19 protein-coding genes are annotated in these 22,094 nt (G+C 70.2%); 11 read left to right on the plus strand and 8 right to left on the minus strand.

All coding sequences use genetic code 11. The annotated features are described in order from the left end of the window. The first annotated feature begins 413 nt into the window (after nt 1-413). Complete coding sequence (locus J7U37_RS20150; RefSeq protein ID WP_247636867.1) at nt 414-2,507, plus strand: M23 family metallopeptidase; 2,094 nt, start codon at nt 414-416, stop codon at nt 2,505-2,507. Nucleotides 2,508-2,559: 52 nt separating this feature from the next. Here J7U37_RS20150 and gluQRS read toward each other — a convergent pair whose 3' ends face one another. From gluQRS to J7U37_RS20165, 3 genes are all read right to left on the minus strand, one after another. Next, a complete protein-coding gene (gene gluQRS, locus J7U37_RS20155) occupies nt 2,560-3,495 on the minus strand; it encodes a tRNA glutamyl-Q(34) synthetase GluQRS (protein WP_247636868.1) in 936 nt (311 codons plus the stop codon). 104 nt (nt 3,496-3,599) lie between these two features. Next, nucleotides 3,600-3,941: a hypothetical protein gene (locus tag J7U37_RS20160; protein ID WP_247636869.1), complete on the minus strand. Its 342-nt coding sequence runs from the start codon at nt 3,939-3,941 to the stop codon at nt 3,600-3,602. A gap of 152 nt (nt 3,942-4,093) precedes the next feature. Further along, the gene (locus tag J7U37_RS20165) at nt 4,094-6,292 is read right to left on the minus strand and encodes an ATP-binding protein (RefSeq protein WP_082504355.1); all 2,199 of its coding nucleotides are present in this window, start codon (nt 6,290-6,292) and stop codon (nt 4,094-4,096) included. A gap of 221 nt (nt 6,293-6,513) precedes the next feature. On the opposite strand from J7U37_RS20165, the gene trpA reads away from it, so the two are divergent. The 4 genes from trpA to J7U37_RS20185 all read left to right on the plus strand — a co-directional run bounded on the left by trpA (nt 6,514) and on the right by J7U37_RS20185 (nt 10,725). After that, a complete protein-coding gene (gene trpA / locus J7U37_RS20170) occupies nt 6,514-7,371 on the plus strand; it encodes a tryptophan synthase subunit alpha (RefSeq protein WP_247636887.1) in 858 nt (285 codons plus the stop codon). A 62-nt stretch (nt 7,372-7,433) separates the two neighbouring features. Then, entirely contained in the window at nt 7,434-8,342 is a 909-nt protein-coding gene (gene accD / locus J7U37_RS20175; RefSeq protein WP_056185200.1) for an acetyl-CoA carboxylase, carboxyltransferase subunit beta, read from the plus strand. 76 nt (nt 8,343-8,418) lie between these two features. After that, entirely contained in the window at nt 8,419-9,744 is a 1,326-nt protein-coding gene (locus tag J7U37_RS20180) for a folylpolyglutamate synthase/dihydrofolate synthase family protein (RefSeq protein WP_056185161.1), read from the plus strand. Nucleotides 9,745-9,873: 129 nt separating this feature from the next. Beyond that, a complete protein-coding gene (locus J7U37_RS20185; RefSeq protein WP_247636870.1) occupies nt 9,874-10,725 on the plus strand; it encodes a porin family protein in 852 nt (283 codons plus the stop codon). A gap of 174 nt (nt 10,726-10,899) precedes the next feature. Here the strand turns inward: J7U37_RS20185 and trxA are convergent, their stop codons facing one another. Then, complete coding sequence (gene trxA, locus J7U37_RS20190) at nt 10,900-11,220, minus strand: thioredoxin (protein WP_056185158.1); 321 nt, start codon at nt 11,218-11,220, stop codon at nt 10,900-10,902. Between the two features lie 393 nt (nt 11,221-11,613). On the opposite strand from trxA, the gene J7U37_RS20195 reads away from it, so the two are divergent. Further along, on the plus strand, nt 11,614-12,897 hold the full coding sequence (locus J7U37_RS20195; RefSeq protein WP_247636871.1) for a PQQ-dependent sugar dehydrogenase: 1,284 nt from the start codon (nt 11,614-11,616) through the stop codon (nt 12,895-12,897). 113 nt (nt 12,898-13,010) lie between these two features. Here J7U37_RS20195 and J7U37_RS20200 read toward each other — a convergent pair whose 3' ends face one another. From J7U37_RS20200 to rpmB, 4 genes are all read right to left on the minus strand, one after another. Next, a complete protein-coding gene (locus tag J7U37_RS20200; RefSeq protein WP_247636872.1) occupies nt 13,011-13,652 on the minus strand; it encodes a TetR/AcrR family transcriptional regulator in 642 nt (213 codons plus the stop codon). 19 nt (nt 13,653-13,671) lie between these two features. After that, a complete protein-coding gene (locus J7U37_RS20205) occupies nt 13,672-14,160 on the minus strand; it encodes a nuclear transport factor 2 family protein (RefSeq protein WP_247636873.1) in 489 nt (162 codons plus the stop codon). 112 nt (nt 14,161-14,272) lie between these two features. Beyond that, on the minus strand, nt 14,273-15,202 hold the full coding sequence (locus tag J7U37_RS20210; RefSeq protein WP_247636874.1) for an AEC family transporter: 930 nt from the start codon (nt 15,200-15,202) through the stop codon (nt 14,273-14,275). 129 nt (nt 15,203-15,331) lie between these two features. After that, complete coding sequence (gene rpmB / locus J7U37_RS20215; protein ID WP_056185141.1) at nt 15,332-15,637, minus strand: 50S ribosomal protein L28; 306 nt, start codon at nt 15,635-15,637, stop codon at nt 15,332-15,334. A 315-nt stretch (nt 15,638-15,952) separates the two neighbouring features. Here rpmB and J7U37_RS20220 point away from each other — a divergent pair, with 315 nt between their 5' ends. The 5 genes from J7U37_RS20220 (at nt 15,953) to fdxA (ending at nt 21,888) form a co-directional block, all read left to right on the plus strand. Further along, nucleotides 15,953-16,912 (plus strand): DUF3108 domain-containing protein, encoded by a 960-nt coding sequence (locus J7U37_RS20220; RefSeq protein ID WP_247636875.1) that lies wholly within the window; start codon nt 15,953-15,955, stop codon nt 16,910-16,912. Beyond that, a complete protein-coding gene (locus J7U37_RS20225; protein ID WP_247636876.1) occupies nt 16,909-17,262 on the plus strand; it encodes a hypothetical protein in 354 nt (117 codons plus the stop codon). The genes J7U37_RS20220 and J7U37_RS20225 overlap by 4 nt, the downstream gene beginning before the upstream one ends. A gap of 65 nt (nt 17,263-17,327) precedes the next feature. After that, nucleotides 17,328-20,819: a helicase-related protein gene (locus tag J7U37_RS20230; RefSeq protein ID WP_247636877.1), complete on the plus strand. Its 3,492-nt coding sequence runs from the start codon at nt 17,328-17,330 to the stop codon at nt 20,817-20,819. Between the two features lie 166 nt (nt 20,820-20,985). Continuing rightward, a complete protein-coding gene (locus tag J7U37_RS20235) occupies nt 20,986-21,276 on the plus strand; it encodes an RNA-binding S4 domain-containing protein (protein WP_056185132.1) in 291 nt (96 codons plus the stop codon). 273 nt (nt 21,277-21,549) lie between these two features. Next, nucleotides 21,550-21,888, plus strand: a complete 339-nt coding sequence (gene fdxA / locus J7U37_RS20240) for a ferredoxin FdxA (protein ID WP_056185129.1) — start codon at nt 21,550-21,552, stop codon at nt 21,886-21,888. Nucleotides 21,889-22,094 lie beyond the last annotated feature (206 nt).

Below are 22,094 nucleotides of genomic sequence, written 5' to 3' on the forward strand. Positions count from 1 at the left end.
GAGCTCTCGAAACGTGTCAGCAATCGTCTCACAATCCCCACTACAGGGATCCGCAAGGACAATAATCGCCGCCCACGCTTCTCTTTCTCAGATTCACTTGTCAAAGAACACCAACAACAGACAGAAATACCGCCCAGATCACCAGGCGACAACCCATCAACAGTCAGGAGATGCAAAAGCAAGCCGCCAATCGCCTTGGCCGCTCGCCGATGAATAGGGGTATACCCACAGACCCAGAGCCTGTCAACAGCTTTTCGGGAACCATCGGCGGCGCCCCGGGCCGGTTCCCCTTCCGGGGCCGTGACGCCCACCCGCAAACGTGCCTCAATCTCGACATGCTGGACCACGACATCGGTCGCGCGCCCGCATCCCGTCCCGGATGATCCGGGCCGCCAGTTTCGAGGACCATGGCGTTGCAGCGAGGCCGTCTGAAGATCGGGCACCCGGACGGTTCGGCGGAGGCGCGCGACGGTGCCGGCCAGCAGACGGGTCCCGGGCGCAACCGCTCCCGCGCGCAGACCGGCAGCCTCCCGGCCCTCGACCTTCTCGGCCCCGACGCACCACGGATCGATCGCCGCGACGTCAACCTGCGCTGGCTCTGCGCCAGTGCGCTCACCGGCCTGACGGGGGCCGCTTTGATCGGCGCCGCCATCCATGTCTCTCTCCAGAGCGACGTCTCGTTCGCCGCCATCCCCGAGCGCGCCGCCCCTGCGGTCCGGCCGGCTCTGAGCGACGGCACCGCCAACGTGGCGCGCAAGAGCGATCGGCTGGTACGCAACCTGATGATCGCCTCGGCCAAGCAGAGCTTCCGCTCGCCGGTGACGGTCCGCCTCGGGGATCGCGAGATCATCAAGGTCCGGCCCTTTCTGCGCGTCTCGACCGCCTTGTCGATGACCACGGGCGTCTTCGCGACAGAAATGCCCCGCTTCGACCCGATGAAGCTCAGCACCGACGAGCCGCTGGAGCGCGCGCCGGAGCCGGGGCTCGGCGACGCACCCGGGGCCGAGGTCTCGGTGATCAAGCGCGAGCTCGTGGGGATGGAGGTCGAGGCCGGGGCGCCGGCCCTGTCCGACGACGAGGTCGCGGCACAGATCGAAGAGGAGCGCCGCCTCTCGGCCGAGGCCGGCCGCCGGACCGCGATCCCGATCGCGCCGCAGATCATGCTGTCGCGGACCCTTCAGCAGGGCCTGGCCGCCAACAGCTTCGACGCCGCCGCGCGCCTTTCCGACGAGAGTTCGCCGTTCAAGTCCATCGACGTCCTCGTGGTGCCCGAGAACGTCACCAGCCTGAGCAAGACCGGGGCCGGCAGCGAGGCGCCCCTGGTGGAGGAGCGCGACCTCGCCCTCAAGCGCGGCGAGACCCTGGAGGCCGTGCTGAAGAGCGCGGCGCGGGCCACCGACGAGCAGGTCCGCGGCATCGTGGCGGCCCTTGGGGGGCGCACTCGCACCGCCGACCTCGCCGAGGGCCAGCAGTTCCGTGTGCAGATCGCGCCCGGGCCGAAGCCCGGCGACCCGCGCCAGGTGACGCGGGTGGTGTTGTACGGAGAGACCGGAATCGAGGGCATCGCCGCCATCAACGACCGGGGCGGTTTCGTCTCGGTGGCGCCGCCGACCGAGGACGCCCCGTCACGGACGGCGCCGGTCGCGGCCGACGCCACCGAGGACGGCGAAGAGGAAGGCGGCACCGGCCCGCGCCTGTTCCAGAGCCTGTACGAGACGGCCGCCCGGCACGACCTCCCACGGGGCGCGGTCGACGACCTGGTGAAGATCTTCGGCTACGACGTCGATTTCCAGCGCCGGATCTCGTCCGGCGACAGCCTTGACGTGTTCTATACCTTCGACGACGAGGGTCCGCAGGGCTCCCTCGAGCGGCCCGAACTGCTCTACGCCGCGCTCAACCTCGCCGGCGAGGCGCGCAAGGTCTACCGCTTCCAGTCCCCGGACGACGGCACCATCGACTACCTCGACGAACAGGGCCGCTCGCTCAAGAAGTTCCTCATCCGCAAGCCCATCGCCGATGGCATCATGCGTTCGGGCTTCGGCTATCGGCGCCACCCGGTCCTCGGCTACGCCAAGCTCCACACCGGCGTCGACTGGGCGAACCCGATCGGCACCCCGATCGTGGCGGCCGGCAACGGAACCGTGCTGAAGGCAGATTGGGATTCGGGCTACGGCCGCCGCATCGAATTGCAGCACATCAACGGCTACGTCACGACCTACAACCACATGTCCCGCTTCGCCCGCGGCGTCACCCCCGGCGCCAAGGTGCGGCAGGGCCAAGTCATCGGCTATGTCGGGTCCACCGGCCTGTCGACGGGCGCGCACCTCCATTACGAGGTGATCATCAACGGCCACTTCGTCGATCCGATGAAGATCCGCGTGCCCCGGGGGCGCGAGCTCGACGGCCGTATGCTCGCCGAATTCACCCGCCAACGCGAGCAGATCGAGGGCACCATGCAGAAGTCGCGCACGGCCTCCGCGATGGCGCAGCGCGACGCGATGCGCTGAGGCCGGCGCCGCCGGGCCGGCTCGCACGCGAGATCGAAACGCAGGCGTTGCGTCAGGAAAAGCCGAGGCTGCGGCGGATTCCGGCTGCGCTCTCTCCAGCGGCGCGCAGGTCCGCCAGGGACGGCGAATGCCGGGACTTCGCCAGCTTCTCGCCGGAGGAATCCAGCACCAGAGCGTGATGGTGATAGCGCGGCGCCGGTACGCCGATCAGCGCCTGGAGTAGCACGTGCAGGTCGGTGCTGGCGCGCAGGTCGGCGCCGCGCACGACGTGAGTGATGCCCTGGTCGGCATCGTCCATCACCACGGCGAGGTGATAGCTCGTCGGCACGTCGCGGCGGGCGATCACGGGATCGCCCCAGCGGGCGGGATCGGCGGTCTCGCGATGCTCCGGTCCAATGCGGTATCCAGGCCCCCTCCCCTCCCCCGCCGGCGCACCTTCGCGCGGAACGGTCTCGACCGCGACGTGGGTGATCGTGTGGGGACCGGGGGCGGCCGCCAGCGCACGCGCCATGTCGAGGCGCCAGGTATGCGGTTCGCCGGCCGCCCGCCGCGCCGCGGCCTCCCCGGGCGGCAAGTGGCGGCAGAGTCCCGGATAGAGCGGCGCTCCATCGGGGTCGCGGGGCGCCGGTTGTCCGCTCCGCGCGGTGTCCGCCGCGACTGCGGCCGCGATGGTGCCGCGCGAGCAGAAGCACGGATAGGCGAGGCCCCGGGCGGCGAACCCGTCGACCTGGCGCCGATAGGTTTCGAGATGGGCCGATTGCCGGCGCTCGGGCGGGGAGAAGCGAAGGCCGAGCCAGGCGAGATCGTCGCGAAGCGCCGCGATCAGCTCCGGCCGCGAGCGGACGGGATCGATGTCCTCGATCCGCAGGAGGAGTCGTCCCCCGGCGCTCTCGGCCAGCGCCGCGTTCAGGAGGGCCGAGCGGGCGTGACCGAGATGCAGGCGCCCGTTCGGGCTCGGGGCGAAGCGGAAGACCGGCGGGGCCTTCACGAGGCAGCCTCCCGCATCAGGCAAGATCCCTTCATGGCGGCCGATGCCAGGCCCGCTCGGTTATCGGACGTACCCGGCCGAGAACAGAGCCGACGAAAGCCCCGTCAGCCGCCGACGCGGCGCAGGCAGCTCTGCTCCGCCTTCGGGGTGCAGGCGATCCCCGGCAGCGAGCAGGCGATCCCGTCCTCGGCGCGCTGGCACACGCGGCAGCCGTCGCCCCATTCGGCGCAGGTCGCGTCCTGGCTCGGGTTGGCCACGACGGGGTGAGAAGCGGGGTGATGGACCGGCGCGGCCGCGAGGGCGCCGATCAGCACCGTCACGGCGGTGAGCGCGACGACGCTCCAGGCGACCCGGCGGTCGTGGCTGCGCGTCCCTGCATCCGGGGGCGCAGAATCATGAGAACGAAGATCCGGAGAACGAGAATCCGGGGAAAGGTGATCGGCCATGGCGCGGTGTTCGCGCGCCCCGCCCGGCGTGTCAACGCTCCGGCGAGACCGGTGCCTCAGCGCTAAAGGATCGCTCCCGACCGTGACGTAATCGCGCGGCGCGGTCCTCGCTTAACGGTCGATCCGCCAGCGATAAGCGAAAACCGTCGCGGTCAGGCAGCCGCCGCGCGGCGCTCCAGCAGGCCCGGCAGGGCGCGCAGGTCGAGGGGCTTGGCCAGGAACCCGTCGAAGCCTGCCGCGCGTGCGATGCGCTCGTCGTCCCGGCCCGCATTGGCGGTGAGGGCCACGAGGTGCAGGGCGGGCGCCCCCTCGGCGGCCTCGATCGCGCGGATCTGCCGGGCCGTCTCCAGGCCGTCGATCCCGGGCATCCGGATGTCCAAGAGGGCCAGATCGAAGGGGGTGTCGGGGGTCGCCTCGCGGATGCGGGCCAGCGCTTCCTCCCCGTCATGGGCCAGCACCACCTGCGCGCCCAGGCGCTGGAGGGCCTTGGTCGCCAGCAGGGCGTTGATCGGGTTGTCCTCGGCGAGGAGCACGCGCGGTCCGGCGGTCGGGGGAGAGGATGCGACAGGACCGGATGCGCCGGGATTTGCCGGCGCTTCGAGCGCGGTGGCGGGCAGACGCGCCGGAATCGCGGCGCCGGGTTCCTCCGATCCGCGCCGCGTCGCCGCGACGAACTCGGCCTGCGACGAGGCGGGCGCCAGCAGGCGATCGAACAGAGAGCGGGCGCGCACCGGCTTGACCAGATAGCTGTCGAAGCCGGCGGCGGCGGGGGTGCCGAACTCGCGGCGATCGAAGGGCGAGAGCAGGACGAGGCTGCAGCGCACGCCGCAGCGTCGGGCCTCGAGCGCCAGCGTGCGCACCGCCGCGTCGCCGAGGGTGCGATCGGCCAGGACCGCATCGAAGGCGGCGGCCGCGATCGCATCGAGACCGGCATCGAGGTTCGGCACCACGAGGGCGGACGCACCCGAGCGGCTGAGCCGCCGGGCCAGGAATGGCGCCTGGAACGGCGAGGCCGCGACGATGAGGACCCGGCGCCCGCACAGGCTCGGAGGCCGTTCGCGATCCGCCGCCGCGACGGGGAGCGGCAACGTCACCGAGAAGGTGCTGCCCTGGCCGAGGCGCGAGGTCGCGTCGATGCGCCCGCCCATCCGGTTGACGAGGCGCCGGGTGATGGCGAGACCGAGCCCGGTGCCCTCGTGACGGCGGCTGGCGCTGCTGTCACCCTGCTCGAATTCCTCGAACAGGATCGGGATGCGCTCGGACGGGATGCCCGGACCGGTATCCGAGATCGCGATGACGAGGTCGCCGGCCTCGCGGCGCAGCTCGACGCCGACTCCGCCCGCATTGGTGAACTTGATCGCGTTCCCCGCGAGGTTGATCAGGATCTGGCGGACCCGGTCGGCGTCGCCGACCACCAGGCGCGGGATGTCGTCGGCGATGTCGACGGCGATCTCGATGCCCTTGTCCTGGGCGCGCGGCGCCAGCAGCTCCACCACGGCCTCGGCGATCTCGCCCGGATCGAACGGCTCGGCGGCGAGATCGAGGCGGCCCGCCTCGATCCGCGAGAAATCGAGAATGCCGTCGATGAGGCTGAGCAGGGCCTTTCCGGAGGTCCGGACGGCCTCGACATAGGTGCGCTGTTCCGGGTCGAGGCCGGTGTCGAGGACGAGATCGGCCATGCCCAGGATGCCGTTGAGCGGGGTGCGGAACTCGTGGCTGACGGTGGCGAGGAAGCGGGACTTCGCCACGTTGGCGGCCTCGGCCCGGTTCAACGCCTCGTCCAGGGAGCGGGCGGCCTCGACCCGCTCGGTGATATCGGTGCCGGCGCGCAGCCACTGGGGCTCGCCCGAACCCCCCGGCATCGGCATCTCGATGAAGGAATACCAGCGCGGCGCGCCGGAGAAGGGGACCAGCCGCATCTCGACGCGGCGGATTCCATCCGAGCTTCGCACGCCCTCGTTCGTCTCCAGGACCTCGGCGGTCCGTGTCGTACCGACCAGCGACAGCGGCTCGGCACCGACGAGGCGCCCGAAGCCGCCATTGGCGAAGGTGATCCGCCCCTGCGCGTCGCGCTGCACGATGATCTCGGTGCTGGCCTCGACCAGCGCCCGGTAGCGCTCCTCGCTCTCCGACAGGCGCCAGACCCGGTCCTCGAGCTGCTCGGTCCGGCTGCCGTCGCGGGCGAAGGCAGGGCGTTCGATGGAAACGGTTGGGCCGGGGGCACCCCGGCGCGCGCGGCCCCACCAGCCCGCCGCGAAGCCGAACCCGCCGGATACGAGACCAAGGCCCACGGTCTGCCAGACCCAGGGCGGCATCGCGAAAATCTGCAGCGGGACATCCTGCAGCGTCATGGGACCGGCCTCCGGCAGGACCGACCCCTGCCGCGAGGGACCATGCCAAAGGAACTTGAAGGCGGGCTTTCGAAAGGCCGTTAAGAAACCGTTGCGGATCGGGATCGAATGCGATGCGGTGCGGCGGTGCGCTTCACGGGCCGGTCCTGATGGTGTAGGCGCGGCGGCTTGATCCCGAGCCGCCCCCGCCGCGGCGCCGAGGACCGTTCGACGTGGGTGTCATGACGATGACGAGTTCGGTGAATCCCGGTCAGGCGCGCATCGCCGCGACCTTCGCGCGCTGCCGCGCCGAGAACCGCGCGGCTCTCGTCACCTACGTGATGGCGGGCGATCCCGATGCCGAGACCTCGCTGAAGGTGCTCGAAGCCCTGCCGGCCGCCGGAGCCGACATCGTCGAATTCGGCCTGCCCTTCACCGACCCGATGGCAGACGGCCCCGCGATCCAGGCGGCGGGCCTGCGTGCCCTGAAGGGCGGCCAGGGCGTGGCCCGGACCCTCGACCTCGTGCGGCGCTTCCGCCAGGGCAACACCGAGACGCCGGTGATCCTGATGGGGTATTTCAACCCGATCCACACCTACGGCGTCGAGCGCTTCCTCGACGATGCGCTCGACGCCGGGATCGACGGCCTGATCGTGGTCGACCTTCCGCCGGAGGAGGATGACGAACTCTGTCTGCCGGCGCTGGCCAAGGGGCTGGCCTTCATCCGCCTCGCGACGCCGACCACCGACGAGAAGCGGCTCCCCGCCGTCCTCGCGAACACCGCGGGCTTCGTCTACTACGTGTCGATCACCGGCATCACCGGAACCGCCACGCCGAACTTCGACCGGGTGGCCGCGGCGGTCGACCGAATCCGGCGCCACACCGACCTGCCGATCGTGGTGGGCTTCGGGGTTCGGACCGGAGCCGATGCCACAGCGATCGCTCGTGGGGCCGACGGGGTGGTGGTCGGCTCCGCCCTGGTCGACGCCATGCGGGCCACCCTCGACGCCGAGGGCGCTTCGAACGGCGGCACGGTCGCGGCCGTCAGCGCCCTTGTGCGCGAGTTGGCCGAGGGCGTGCGCTCCGCGCCCCGCGCCTGACGCAATTTCACGAGACCTTCCGGCTCGCTCGCTTCGAGCCCGCACAAGGACACCGTCGCATGATGGTTGAACCGATGAACTGGATCTCGGAGGTCGTTCGCCCCAAGATCAAGACCCTGTTCAAGCGCGAGACCCCGGAGAACCTGTGGGTCAAGTGCCCCGATACGGGCCAGATGGTCTTCCACAAGGAGGTGGAGAGCAATCACTGGGTCATCCCCGGCTCGGAGCATCACCTGAAGATGAGCGCCCAGGCGCGCCTCAAGATGATGTTCGACGAGGGCACCTGGATCGACGTGCCCCTGCCGGAGGTCGCCGCCGATCCGCTCAAGTTCCGCGATGAGAAGCGCTACATCGACCGGCTCAAGGATGCCCGGGCCAAGACCGGCATGACCGACGCCTTCAAGGTCGGCTTCGGCCGCGTCTCGGGCCTGCCGATGACCCTGGCGGTGCAGGACTTCGCCTTCATGGCCGGCTCCCTCGGCATGGCGGCCGGCGAAGCCTTCGTGCGCGGCGCGGAGACCGCCCTGGACAAGCGCACCCCCTACGTCCTGTTCTCCGCCTCGGGCGGCGCCCGCATGCAGGAAGGCATCCTCTCGCTGATGCAGATGCCCCGCACCACCGTGGCGGTGCGCCGGCTCAACGCGGCCAGGCTGCCCTACATCGTGGTGCTCACCAACCCGACCACCGGCGGCGTCACCGCCTCCTACGCGATGCTGGGCGACGTCCATCTGGCCGAGCCCGGCGCGCTGATCTGCTTTGCCGGCCCGCGCGTCATCGAGCAGACCATCCGCGAAAAGCTGCCCGACGGTTTCCAGCGGGCGGAATACCTGCGCGACCACGGCATGGTCGATCAGGTCGTCCACCGCCACGCCCTGAAGGACACGATCGCGACCCTGTGCGGCCTCCTGACCAACCAGGAGCCCGGGTCGCCGCCGGTCCGGGCGGCCGCCCCGGTTGCGGAACCCGCCTGAAGCGGCACACGCCGCGAGTCCGTCGCCACGATTCCTTCTCCGCGATCCCCTCCCCTCCGCCACACGACGTTCGATCATGGATTCCTCCGACGCGCTGATGGCGCGCTTCCTCGCCCTCCACCCGCGCACGATCGACCTGTCGCTCGGGCGGATCGAGCGGCTGCTGGCCCGTCTCGACCACCCGGAGCGCAAGCTGCCGCCGGTGATCCACGTGGCCGGCACCAACGGGAAGGGTTCGACCATCGCCTTCATGCGGGCGATCCTCGAGGCCGCCGGGTTGGCGGCCCATGTCTACACCTCTCCGCATCTGGTGCGCTTTCACGAGCGCATCCGCATCGGCGCCATCGGGGGCGGACACTTCGTCCCCGAGGATCAGCTGGCCGACGCCCTGGCCCGCTGCGAGGCCGCCAACGAGGGTGAGCCGATTACCGTGTTCGAGATCACCACCGCGGCTGCCCTGTTGCTGTTCTCCGAGCATCCGGCCGACGTGCTGTTGCTGGAAGTCGGGCTCGGCGGCCGGGTCGATGCCACCAACGTGATCGATCGGCCGGCGGCGGCCGTGGTGACGCCCATCGGGCGCGACCACGCCGAATATCTCGGCGACACCGTCGAGGCGGTCGCCACCGAGAAGGCCGGCATCTTCAAGAAGGGATGCCCGGCCATCATCGCCGCGCAGGATTACGCCGAAGCCGATTCGGTGCTGTGCCAGCTCGCCGAAGCGGTGGGGGCCACCCCGATCCGCGTCGGCAACCAGGATTTCTCGGTCCATGCCGAGCGCGGGCGTCTCGTCTACCAGGACGATACCGACCTGTTCGACCTGCCCAAGCCGCGCCTGAACGGGCGGCACCAGTTCACCAATGCCGGCACCGCCATCGCGGCCCTGCGGGCCGCCGGCTTCGGCGATATCGGCACCGCCGCGATCGAGGCCGGGCTCAACGCCGTCGAGTGGCCAGGGCGCCTGCAGCGGCTGAACCGCGGGCGCCTGTCCGATCTGGTGCCGCTCGGCGCCGAACTCTGGCTCGACGGCGGCCACAACATCGATGGCGGGCGCATCCTCGCCGCCGCAATGGCGGATCTCGGCGAGCGCTCCGACGTCCCGCTGGTGCTGATCGTCGGCCTACTCGGGACCAAGGACGCGGAGGGGTTCCTGCGCAACTTCGTCGGTCTGGCCCGCGCCCTGGTGGCGGTCCCGATCGCCGGACAGATGGCGGCCCGGCCGGCGGAAGAGGTCGCCAGCATCGCCACGGATGTGGGCCTGAACGCGGCTGTGGCCTCAAGTGTCGAAGCGGCTCTCGAGAGTCTTTCCGACATCGCCTTCGAGCAACCGCCACGCATTCTGATCTGCGGTTCGCTCTACCTCGTCGGCGCAGTCCTGACTGCGAACGGAACGCCGCCGACCTGAATTCCCTAACCTTTTCCAGTCCCATCGGCGCTCACATCAACTCTGCGGTGTGACCGCGGCGCTACATCTTGGCTGTGGAAACTGAAGTAGGTTCTCCCTCGATCGGGCACTTCGCTGGGGATCAGAATAATGAAAAAGCTTCTTACGTCTTTCGCGGCCTTCACGGCCCTCACCGCAGCCGCTTCGGCCGCTGACCTGCCGCGCCGCGCCGCTCCGCCGGTGTTCGTGCCGGTGCCGGTGTTCACCTGGACCGGCTTCTACGCCGGTTTCAACGCGGGTTACGGCTTCGACGCCTCCGACCGTGGCACCAACGTCTACAACAACGTGTTCCCGAACCTCGTCGCTCCGCTCAACGGCGGTCCGTCGCAGGTCGCCTACTCGAACAACTCCAACGAGGGTTTCACGGGCGGCGGTCAGATCGGCTACAACTACCAGTTCACCCCGGGTTCGGGCGTGGTCGTCGGTATCGAAGCTGACGCCCAGTACGTCGACTTCGGCCGTAGCCGGAACAACTTCGTCCTGACCCCCGGCTTCGCTCCGATCGCCGGCGTCACCTTCGTCGATCCGCGCGGCACCGCCAGCCTCGACTACTTCGGCACCGTCCGCGGTCGCCTCGGCTACGCCTTCGACCGCGTCCTGTTCTACGGCACCGGCGGCTTCGCCTACGGCGCCGGCAGCAACGAGCGCAACTTCGGCGGCTTCCGCGGCAACGACGATTTCCGCACCGGCTACGCTGCTGGCGGCGGCATCGAGTACGCGCTCCCCACCGACTCGTTCCTGAACTTCTTCCGTTCGTCGGCCGTCACGCTCAAGGTCGAAGGCCTGTACGTGAACCTCGAGAACAACAACCGCAACGCCGGCGTCTACGCCGTCGACACCAACAACGTTCTCTACCGTCAGCCCGGCTTCACCAACCGCAACAGCGGCGCCGAGTTCGCCGTCGTCCGCGCTGGCCTGAACTACAAGTTCGGCTCGTACTAAGCCGATATCTACGGTCTCGAAACGACGGAGCCCGGCCGCAAGGCCGGGTTTCTTCGTTTGGGCCATCATCGGCGTTCGGTCATCCGACGCCCCACAAAAAAGCCCGGCCTCGCGGCCGGGCTTTGTCCGTTCAGGCCGTGGGTCGCGGCGCCGGACCGGCCCCGCACGCCGCGCTCAGGCGCTCGCTTGAATCCAGCGGGACAGATCGCCCTTCGGGGCGGCGCCGACCTTCTGGCTCGCGAGCTGGCCGTCCTTGAAGATCAGCAGCGTCGGGATCGAGCGGATGCCGTACTGGGCGGCAATGCCCGGGTTCTCGTCGACATTGACCTTGGCGATCTTGACCCGGCCCTGGAGATCGGCCGAGATCTCCTCGAGCGCCGGACCGATCTGACGGCACGGGCCGCACCACTCGGCCCAGAAATCCACTACGACCGGCTCCGCGGACTGAAGAACGTCCTGCTCGAAGCTCGCGTCGGTCACTTTCACCGTCGCCATGGGAAACTTCCTTTCCGGTTCCGCTCTTCGCGAAACGTCTCATCCGCCGTCCTCGCGTCGCGACATCGAGCCGCGAGACGGATCGTCGAAGGCCAGAGTTGGCGATGCGGCGGGGAACGGTCAAGGCGTCCCGTGGCCGATGCAGGGCCGCCCTCCCCTGGACTCTGCAGATTGTCCACCTGGTCTCTTCGTCGGGACCCTTCAGATGTCGAGCCCGATGAGGCCGGCCGGACCTGTTCCGCACCCCCCGACGGTGGCCCGAGGGGCCGCGACCCTCGCCAAAGCGTGTCCGTCGCCCCATGTCCCAGGCATCCCGACGGCGGCGGCCCGGCCGCTGCCCGAGGGGGCTCGACCCGGAGCCGGCCAACGTGCCGGCATGGAGGACCATCCGACGTGAAGCGCATCCCGCACAGCCTGCTCGCCACCGCAGCCCTTCTCAGCCTCGGCGCGGCCGTCCACGCGCAGGAGCCGGCGGGCGCCGAGCCCCGGCAGCCCCGGATCGGCGGCGACGCCTTCGCGGCGCCCACCAGTTCCGCCACCGGCAACAGCCCCGCCGAGACCGAGGCGCCGAATGCGCCCTACAAGCCGCTGCTGCCCAACCAGACCCGCGCCCCAAAGCCCGAGGTCGCCACGAAGGTGAAGACAGAGGTCGTCGCCAAGGGCCTCGACAGCCCTTGGGCGATGGAGTTCCTGCCGGACGGACGCATGCTGGTGACCGAGAAAGCCGGCAAGCTGCGCATCGTCGCCAAGGACGGAACCGCCGGGCCGTCGATTCCCGGCGTGCCGAAGGTCGATGCCCGCGGACAGGGCGGCCTGCTCGACGTGGCCTTGAGCCCGAGCTTCGTCGCCGACCGTCTGATCTATCTCAGCTACGCCGAGCCGCGCGACAAGGGCAACGGCACCAGCGTGCTGCGGGCCAAACTGGTCGAGGACAAGGGCGCTGCCCGCCTCGACGAGGTCAAGGTCATTTTCCGGCAGATGCCGAGCTATGACGGCGACAAGCATTTCGGCTCGCGGCTCGTCTTTGCCCCGGACGGCAAGCTCTTCGTCACCGTGGGCGAGCGCTCCGACAAGGTCACCCGCGTCCAGGCCCAGGACCTCACCAGCGGTCTCGGCAAGGTCTTCCGCATCGACACCGATGGCAATGCCGCAAAGGACAATCCCTTCACGGGCGGCGAGAAGGCCAAGCCCGAGATCTGGTCCTACGGCCACCGCAACGTGCAGGCCGCGGCCCTCGATCCGCAGGGGCGGCTCTGGACCGTGGAGCACGGGCCGCGCGGCGGCGACGAGCTGAATCGCCCGCGTCCCGGCGTCAATTATGGTTGGCCCGAAGTCACCTACGGCCTCGAGTACAGCGGCGAGAAGATCGGCGAGGGCAAGACCCAGGCGGGCGGCACCGCCCAGCCGGTCTATTACTGGGACCCGGTGATCGGCCCCTCGGGCATGGCGCTCTACAGCGGTGACGCCTTCCCGGCCTGGAAAGACGCCTTCCTGATCGGCGGCCTCGTCAGCCAGGGCCTCGTGGCGGTGAAGCTCGACGGCGACAAGGTCGTCAGCGAGGAGCGCATTCCCCTGGAGGACCGCATCCGCGATGTCCGCGTCGGCACCGACGGTGCGGTCTACGCCGTCACCGACGGCCCGGACGGCAAGATCCTGAAGCTGACTCCGGGCAGCTGACCCCGGATGCTCGACGGCGTTCGTAGGGGGCGCCGGCTCGTCCCTCCCCCTCTGCGGGGGAGGGAGATGCGCTCCGGCCTTCGGCCAAGACGCCTTCCCGTCAGCCAAGACGCCTATCCGTCAGGCAAGACGCCTAACCCGACCGCCCTGCCCTCAGCCCCTGTCCTGTCCCTGTCCCCTGGGATCAACCGCGGCCGCAGGCGCTCCAGCGTCCGACCGAATGCCCCCGGGTCGTCGAGGGCGCGGGCGAGGACCAGACCGCCCTGGATGGCCGCGACGGTCTCCTCGGCCAAGCCTTTCGCCGCCGCGTCGGTAAACCCGCTGCGCCGCAGGGCCGCCGCCAGCGAATCGCACCAGACGGCAAAGTAGCGCCGGATGTGGTCGCCGAAGCGGTCGCGGCCCTCGGTCAGCGCGAAGGCGCCGACGAGGCAGGCGCGGCCCCCGGAGCGGAAATACGCCTCGGTCTCGGACAGCATGCGCCGGATCGCCGCCTCGGGATCGGACTCGTCGCGCAGGGGAGCGTAGAGACGCGTCTCGAACCAGGCCTCGATGGCGTCCAGGACAGCCTCCGCCATCTCGGCCTTACCGCCCGGAAAGGCGTGATAGAGGCTGCCCTTGCCGAGTCCGGTGCGGGCGCCGAGCAAGGCCAGGCTGGCCCCTTCGTAGCCGTGCTCGCGAAACACCTCCGCCAGCACCGGGATCGCGGCCTCCCGTGCACGCGCCCGCGACGATGCCCCCGATACGACCCCCGACATCGACACCGGTACCGGTCTCTTACAGGCCGAGATCGCTCAACCCGGGATGGTCCTCGGGACGCGGGGCGGCGCGGTCCCAGTGGAATTGGCGCTCGGTGTCGCGAATCGCGAGGTCGTTGATGCTGGCATGGCGCTCGCGCATCAGGCCGTTGGCGTCGAAGGCCCAGTTCTCGTTGCCGTAGGCGCGGAACCACTGTCCCGCCGCGTCGTGGAACTCGTAGGCGAAGCGGACGGCGATCCGGTCCTCGGTGAAGGCCCAGATCTCCTTGATCAGGCGGTACTCGTGCTCGCGCTCCCATTTGCGGCGCAGGAAATCCACGATCGCCGGTCGGCTGCTGAAGAACTCGGTGCGGTTCCGCCACCGGCTGTCGGCGGTGTAGGCCAGGGCGACCTTTTCCGGGTTGCAGCCATTCCAGCCGTTCTCGGCGGCGCGGACTTTCACGATCGCCGTGTCCCGCGTGAAGGGCGGCAGTGGAGGACGCGATTCGGCAGCAAGGGTCTCGGACATCGGCAAGGCTCCGGCACGGCTGGACCGCGGCTCTCCCGGTCCTGTACCGATCGGTACAAACAGGCGGGACAGCGGTCAAGATCGGCGCGACCCGAGCAGCTCCGCCGCGCCGTCAGGCGTGGCCGAGGAGCGTCAGCCAGGCGATCGTGGTGAAGGTCGCCAGCAGGGTCGACAGCATCACGGCGGCGGCCACCACGCCGGTCTCGGTCTTGTAGCGGGCGGCGAGCAGGTAGGCGTTGATGCCCACCGGCATCGCGGCGAACAGGGTCGCCACCCCGGCATAGGCCGGTGGCATGGTGAAGACGTGGAAGGCCAGGACCCAGACCGCGAGGGGATGCAGCACCAGCTTCAGGCTGGTGATCACCAGGGCGCTCGGCATGTCGTGGAGGACCCGGTAGCGGACGAGGCCGGCGCCGAGGGCGATCAGCGCGCAGGTCGAGGCCGTGCCCGCCAGCGAATCCACCAGCGCCTTGGCCATGCCGGTGGGTGCCACCCCGATGGCCTTGAGGCCGAGGCCCAGGACGAGCGCCAGGAAGATCGGATTGCGCAGCAGGACCAGGGCGAGGCCCCGCAGGCGCCGCAGGATGGAGGTCTCGCCGTCCGCCTCGATCAGGAAGGTGGCGCAGCCCATCATCAGGGGCAGGTGCACGGCCAGCAGCATGAAGAGCGGGAAGGCCCCCTCGTCGCCATAGGCCTGGAGGATCATCGGCACGCCGATGAACACGGTGTTCGACTGGCTGGCGGCGAAGCCGTGGAGGATCGCCCCGCGGCGCTCGACGCCCTTGCGGCGCAGGCTCAGCGCCGACCCGATTCCCCAGGACAGGGCGGCCCCGCCGAAATAGCTGACCCAGTAGGAGGGCGTGATCTCGCCAGTGAGCCCGGGACGGGTCAGCGTCGCGATGATCAGAGCCGGAACCGCGATCGAGAAGACGTATTCCGACAGGCCGTCACTGACCTTGTCGGACAGGAAGCCGGCGAGTGCCGCGATCCATCCCACCAGGATGAGGCCGAAGATCGGGGCGACGAGCGACAGGACGGTCATCGACGGGAAACCGGTGCTCCAACGCGAACGGCCACCGTACGCGCTGTCGCGTGCGGCGGCCGTTCGATGATCTGGCGGAAGGCGGCGCGGTCGGGAGCGCTCCCCGACCGATTCGACGCCCCGGAGGCCTCAGGCGGCGACGGGGGTCTCGACTTCGGCGAGCTTCTTGTGCAGCTCGCGCTTGAGAAGGCGGGCCGTCTGCGACAGCTCGATCTCGCGGGCCTTGATCAGGAAGGCGTCGAGACCGCCGCGGTGCTCGACCGAGCGCAGCGCATGGGCCGTGACGCGCAGGCGCACGCGGCGCTTGAGGGCATCCGACTGCAGCGTGACCTGGCACAGGTTCGGCAGGAACCGGCACTTGGTCTTGCGGTTCGAGTGGCTCACGAGGTGGCCGGTCTGCACGGCTTTGCCCGTGAGTTCGCAACGGCGCGACATTGTTCTATTTCCCGTCTCGTTCCGCATGTCCGACAGGCTGGCGGGAAACCCTGCCGCGTCGCGGCAAGCGGCTTCTCGCACGCCAGGCCCGGTGGAGCGGCGTTCTCATTGAAGGCGCGAGCCTATAGGGGAGAGTGCCCCGTGACGTCAAGGCGTGGGCCGATTTTTCGACGCTCCGCCCGGGCCGGGCGGGCCGGCACCGACGCCTCCGCTGCACCCGCCCGAACGATGTGTTAACCATGAGAGCGGACGATGATGGCCAGATGTCCCGGGCGCGTTCGGCCGGGGACCGACAGCGAACCCGAGTTTCCAGCCATGTGCGGCACCCGACAGCGCCCTGCCCCGCTTCCTCGTCTCGGCGCCCGGCTGCTTGACGTCCGGCTGCTCGGCGCCCGGCTGCTCGGCGCCAGCGCGCTGACCCTCGCGGTGGCTGTTCCCGTGGCGCTTGTCGGGCCGCCCGCGCAGGCCCGGCCGAAGGCCGCCGCCGCCTCGACGGTGACGGTGGATTACGACATCGCCCTGGCGGGCCTCACCATCGGCAATGCCCAAGTGGCGGGGGTGTTCGAGGGATCCGGCTACCGGATGGACGTCTCGGCCCGGCTCACCGGCCTCGTCGGCGTGGTGACGGGCGGCATGGGCTCGGCCCGCGCCAGCGGCGCCATCGCGTCGGCGCCCCAGCCCAGCAGTTTCGCGATCGCCACCAAGACCTCCAATTCCGGCATCGCCGTGCGCATGGCGCTCGCTCGCGGCACCGTCACCCAGGCGGAGATCACTCCGCCCCTCATCGACATGGGCGACCGGGTGCCGATCACCGCCGCCAACAAGCGCGGCGTGATCGACCCGGCCAGCGCCCTGATGATGCCGGTGCAGGGTCGGGCCGATCCGATGGACCCGGCCAATTGCAACCGGACGCTGCCGATCTTCGACGGGGCGACCCGATTCGACGTGGCGCTGAGCTACGGCGAGACCCGCGCGGTGGCCAAACCCGGCTACAGCGGCCCGGTCCTGGTCTGCAACGCCCGCTACACCCCGATCGCCGGCCACCGGCCGGACCGGCCGGGCGTGAAGTTCATGGAGGACAACCGCGAGATGTCGGTCTGGCTGGCCCCGGTCGAGGGCACCCGCGTGCTGCTGCCGGTGCGAATCGCCGTGCGCACCACGGTCGGCACCAACATCATCGAGGCCACCCGCTGGACCCGCACCGGCGGACCGCAGGGCAGCAGCACCGCCGCAGCCGCTTCGAATTCCGCCACTCAAGCCAGCCTGGCCCAGTGACCGGACGCCACAGCCTCGCCGCGCGATTCGTCGGCGCCGCTCTGGCGCTCGGGGCCTCCGGCGCGAGCGCGCAATCGATCCTGTCGACGGGACCCGATTGCGGCGGCGACGCCTATTCCTCGGCCCAGGTCATCGAGAACCGCCCGCCCCGGCGCGGGCCGCTGACGGCCGTGCCCGATACCCTCTGCGCCGATGTCGCACCGCAGCGGATACAGCCGCCCGTGGAGATCGGGATCTATCCGAGCCTCGGCCTGCCCGGCTCGGACCGGAATGGCGGGTATGGCCGGGATGGCAGCCGACGCTATGGCGACCCATATGAGGGCCAGCCGCCACGACAGCGCCGCCCCTGACGGCGTCGCGGCGGTCTCCCCATCCTTGAGCCTGCCGGCCTCGCCGAAGGGACCGCCCCTTACTCATGATCCGCCCCTCCCTCTCCCCGCAGGCCCGCGCACGCGGCGTCACGGCGGTGCTCGGGCCGACCAATACCGGCAAGACCCATCTCGCCATCGAGCGCATGCTGGCCCATCCGACCGGCATGATCGGCCTGCCCCTGCGCCTGCTGGCGCGGGAGGTCTACCTGCGGGTGGTCGCCAAGGTCGGCGCCGACAAGGTCGCCCTCGTCACCGGAGAGGAGAAGATCAAGCCGGACCGGCCGCGCTACTGGATCTCCACCATCGAGGCGATGCCGCGCGACCTCGACGTCGCCTACGTGGCCATCGACGAGATCCAGCTCGCCGCCGACATGGACCGGGGCCACGTCTTCACCGACCGCCTGCTGCACCAGCGCGGCCGCGAGGAGACGTTGCTGATCGGCTCCTCGACCATGCTGCCCCTGGTGCAGTCGCTGATTCCCGGCGTCCACACGACGACCCGGCCGCGACTGTCGCAGCTCACCTTCGCGGGCGAGAAGAAGCTCGGGCGCCTGCCCCGCCGCTCCGCCATCGTGGCGTTCTCGGCCGAGGAGGTCTACGCTATCGCCGAGCTGATCCGGCGCCAGCGCGGCGGCGCGGCGGTGGTGCTCGGCGCCCTGTCGCCGCGGACCCGCAACGCCCAGGTCGAGCTCTACCAGTCGGGCGACGTCGATTACCTCATCGCCACCGACGCGGTCGGCATGGGCCTCAACCTCGACGTCGACCACGTCGCCTTCGCGGCGAACTGGAAGTACGACGGCACCCGCTTCCGCAAGCTGACGCCCCCCGAGATGGGGCAGATCGCCGGCCGCGCCGGGCGCCACCTCTCGGACGGCACCTTCGGCTCGACCGGGCGCTGCGCCCCGTTCGAGCCCGAGATGATCGAGGCCCTGGAGAATCACGATTTCGAGCCCCTGCGGGTCCTGCAATGGCGCAACCCGGACCTCGACTTCGGGTCCCTGAAGCGCCTTCAGGAGAGCCTGGACGAGCATCCCCGCGAAAAGGGGCTCACCCGCGCGCCGATGGGCGAGGACCAGTCGGCCCTCGAGATCCTGGCCCGCGAGGACGACATCCGCGACCTCGCTAACAGTCCCGCCAACGTACGCCGCCTGTGGGACGTCTGCGGCGTTCCCGATTACCGCAAGGTCCATCCCCAGACCCATGCGGACCTCGTCGCCCAGCTCTACCGCTTCCTGATGCGCGGCATGGCAGGGCGCATTCCCAACGACTGGTTCGCCAAGCACGTCGCCATGATCGACCGCACCGACGGCGACATCGACGCCCTGTCCCAGCGCATCGCGCAGGGGCGAACCTGGACCTTCGTGGCGAACCGTCCGGATTGGCTCATTGATCCGGTGCATTGGCAGGGCGAGACGCGTCGGGTAGAGGACAGGCTGTCTGACGCCCTGCACGAGCGCCTTGCGAGCCGTTTCGTCGATCGGCGCACCAGCGTCCTGATGCGGCGCCTGAGAGAGAATACGATGTTGGAAGCTGAGATCACCGCCGGCGGGGACGTTACCGTCGAGGGCCAGCATGTCGGCCATCTGCATGGCTTCCAGTTCGTTCCGGATCCCGGTGCGGAAGGACATGAGGCCAAGACCCTGCGCAGCGCGGCCGAGAAGGCGCTCGGCGGCGAGATCGAGGCCCGCGCCGAGCGGTTCTCGTCGGCTGCCGATGCCTCCCTCGTGCTGAGCCACGACGGCGTCATCCGCTGGACCGGCGACCCGGTCGCCAAGCTGACGCCCGGCGACAAGCTGTTCGAGCCGCATGTGCGCCTGCTCGCCGACGAGCAGTTGACCGGCCCCGCGCGCGACAAGGTCGAGGCCCGGCTGGTCGCCTGGCTCAAGGCCACCGTGGTCCGGCTCCTCGGTCCCCTGATGGAGATCGAGACGGCGGCCGATCTCACGGGCCTCGCCAAGGGCATCGGCTTCCAGGTGGTGGAATCCCTCGGCGTGCTCGAGCGCGCCAAGGTGATGCACGAGATGCGCACCCTGGATCAGGACGGCCGTGGCGCTCTGCGCCGCCACGGCGTCCGCTTCGGCGCCTATCACATCTTCCTGCCGGCCCTGCTGAAGCCGGCGCCCCGCACCCTCGCGGCCCAGCTCTGGGCCCTGAAGAATGGCGGCCTCGATCAGCGCGGCCTCGACGAGATCGCCCACCTCGCCAGCTCCGGCCGCACCTCGATCAAGGTCGACCCCGAGATCGCCAAGGGCCTCTATCGCGCCGCCGGCTTCCGCGTCTGCGGCGAGCGCGCCGTGCGCGTCGACATTCTGGAGCGCCTCGCCGATCTCATCCGCCCGGCGATCGCCTACCGGCCCGGCACCACGCCGGGCGACGCCCCGGTGGGGACGGCCGACGGCGACGCCTTCGTGGCGACCGTGGGCATGACCTCCCTGGTCGGCTGCTCGGGCGAGGACTTCGCCTCGATCCTGAAATCCCTCGGCTACGCCCCCGAGACCCGTCCGGGCCCGGCCATCACCGTGCCGCTGCTTCCGGCGGCCTCCACCCAGCCGGTGAAGCCGACGGTCGCGGAGGCCGGCGACACGGCGAAAGACGAGACGGCCACGGACGAGACGGTGACGGACGAGAACGCCCCGGCCGAGGCCGCGGGCGAAGCGGCGCCCGAGGGCGAGGCCAGCGCCGAGACCTCACCGGATTCCGAGGCGTCTGCCGGCATCGAAGCACCTTCCTCCACCGAAGCGTCTCCTACCGAAGACCACGACGCGCCGTCTGAAATGCTGCCTGGCTCGACCGAGGATTCCGGCGCCGCCACCGCGCCGGACGCCATCGAGGCACCACGCGAGGCAGCCTCGTCCGACGACACGGCGCAGGACGCGGCTTCGGTCGAGGACACCCGCGCCGCAGACGACGCGACGCAGGATCAGCCCGATCCGGCCCCGCAGCCGGTCGCCGATGCGGCCAGCGTGGCGGAGAGCGCCGAGCATCCGGCGGAGGACGCAACCTCCGAGACCGAGACCGAAGTCGCCCCGGCCGAGCCGGCAGCGGCCCTGACCGAGACCGAGACCTCGCCCGACGCGGACGCCACGGCGGCGGATGCGGCCGGAGAGGTGGCGACCGTCGAGGTCTGGCGCCTCCAGCGCCACCAGCGCAACGCCAATCCGCGCCAGAACCGCCCGCGCGGCCCGGGCCGCGACGGCGGCGCTCCGAACCGCGCCGCTGGCGACGCCCGCCCGGACAACCGTCGCCCCGGTGGCGGCGAGGGACGCGACCGTCCGCGCGCCGGCGCCCCCGGCGAGCGTCCGGAAGGCAATCGCCGTGGTCCCGGCGGCGAGGGTCGCCCGGACGGACGGCCGCAGCGGCGCGAACGCTTCGAGCCCGGCCGGGTCCGGCCCGAGCGCCGCGACGAGCCGCGGGCCGCTCCCCGCGACGAGCCGCGTCCGCAGCGGCGCGAGCGCGCCCCGGACCCGGATTCGCCCTTCGCCAAGCTCGCGGCCCTCAAAGCCCAGCTCGAGGCCGGGCCGGATCGCAAGCGCTGAGTGAAACACGCTCGGCAGGCTCGGGTCGGCGCGCCGGCGCGACCCTGCCGAGATCTCTCGTAACGCCACGGGTTTTGGAACTCAGGTTTTTGACAAGCAGGCCTTTGGAACGCCCGCCCTCGCCGCAAGAATGCAGCCTCCTCTCGCGAACCCTGCCCGGACTCGGATGAAGCCGGGACGTCAGCGGCTCGACAAATGGCTGTGGTTCGCGCGGTTCGCCCGGACCCGAACCCTGGCCGCGCGCCTCGTGACCGATGGCTACGTCCGGGTGAACGGGCAGCGGGCCGCCTCCGCGGCCACGGCGGTGGGCCTCGGCGACGTCGTCACGGTCGCGGCCGCCCACGCCACGGTGATCGCCCGCATCCGTGACCTCGGTGAGCGTCGCGGACCGGCACCCGAGGCGCAGCAGCTCTACGAAGTGGTCGGCGACATTGTGGTCGGCGACATGCCGGATTGAGGGGCGGACCGACGGCGATCGGTCGAAAGGTTCCAGGGAGCGTGGCGTCGGAGCGACACCGCAGCGCGGTTGCGGCACCGAGGCGCCACTGCGCTTGTCAGCCCTCCGGACAGGGTCTAGAGCCAGCGCGACTCCTCGTGCCCGCGCGATCCGGCAACTCCGTCACCCTGCAGCCCCATCTCGCCCTGCAGCAAGACATCCGTGCATCGATCTGCGCGAGCGACCATGCGCCGGCATCGGGACATGCCCGCCGGATCAAGGACTGAAGGCCCCATGACCTACGTCGTCACCGACAACTGCATCAAGTGCAAGTACATGGACTGCGTCGAGGTGTGTCCGGTGGACTGCTTCTACGAGGGCGAGAACATGCTCGTCATCCACCCCGACGAGTGCATCGATTGCGGCGTGTGCGAGCCGGAATGCCCCGCCGAGGCGATCAAGCCGGACACCGAGCCGAGCCTGGAGACCTGGCTGAAGGTCAACGCCGACTACGCGCGCAGCTGGCCGAACATCACCCAGAAGAAGGACGCTCCGGCCGACGCCAAGACCTGGGACGGCGTCGCCGGAAAGTTCGAGGCGCATTTCTCGGCCAAGCCCGGCACCGGCGACTGATCGCCGCGATCGTCTCGCCAATGCCCGCGTGACAGCGGGCCGGGCCGGCAACGTACCGATCGATGAGGCGGCGCACGGACGCCGTTAGGAGGCTGTGGAGCGTGTGCGTCCCGCCTCCAACGACGCTGCGTCTCGCCGGCAATCCTTTGATTCGGCGGTCGGTTTGTGTTATTGACAAGGCCTGCCGTCGTTCGTGCTCGACGTGC

Source organism: Methylobacterium sp. 37f (assembly GCF_023093475.1).
Taxonomy (GTDB): Bacteria; Pseudomonadota; Alphaproteobacteria; order Rhizobiales; family Beijerinckiaceae; genus Methylobacterium.